The following is a 674-nucleotide window of genomic DNA, read 5'->3' as shown; positions in this document are numbered from 1 at the left end:
GCGACAGTCCCACCCGGAAGGACTAGACCGTGACCGTCTATAGCAAGCCGTCCTGCGTGCAGTGCAACGCCACCTACCGGGCCCTGGAGAAGAAGGGCATCGCCTACGAGACCGTGGACCTGTCCCAGGACGCCGAGGCTCTAGAGCGGATCCGGGCCCTGGGGTACCTGCAGGCCCCCGTGGTGATCACCGAGACTGGCGATCACTGGTCCGGGTTTCGCCCCGACAAGATCGAGGAACTCGTCGCAGGACGCTTCCAGTAGGGCAGGAGGGCGCTGGGCAGCAGCGATAACCGAGTCCCCGTGACCGTCCTCAACCAGGAGGGGGAGCCCCGTGACCGTCCTCAACCAGGAGGGGGAGCCCCATGACGGCGGTGCCCGGTGCATGAGCTGCGTGGGGCCGTCAGAGGAATCCGCCGACGAGGGAACCAACACGTGCTGGAAGCCGAGGACGCCCACTCGACACGGTAGCCACGGCCGAGGAGCCACCACCGACGGGCGAACCCCGGCCGATGGTCGGTCCTGGAGTGTGTCACGGACGGCTGGCGTGCCCGTCTCGCACGGGCTCGAGCGCGCCGGGAGCCTCATCGAGCACCCGCGGACGACGCTGGGATTGCTCGCGATCTTGTCAGCGGATTGCTCAATTGTGTCAGTGCCTTCAAGCGGAAGGTGAGG

The 674-nt window shown here is 67.2% G+C and carries 1 protein-coding gene; it reads left to right on the top strand.

The features are described 5' to 3' along the window. Window positions 1-29 precede the first annotated feature (29 nt). On the top strand, window positions 30-263 hold the full coding sequence (nrdH, locus tag ACFFIO_RS06250) for a glutaredoxin-like protein NrdH (protein WP_378040736.1): 234 nt from the start codon (window positions 30-32) through the stop codon (window positions 261-263). Window positions 264-674: the final 411 nt, after the last annotated feature.

It is taken from the genome of Citricoccus parietis (assembly GCF_042433045.1).
GTDB classification, from domain to species: Bacteria; Actinomycetota; Actinomycetes; order Actinomycetales; family Micrococcaceae; genus Citricoccus; species Citricoccus parietis.
This window is presented reverse-complemented; position numbering and strand designations above follow the sequence as displayed.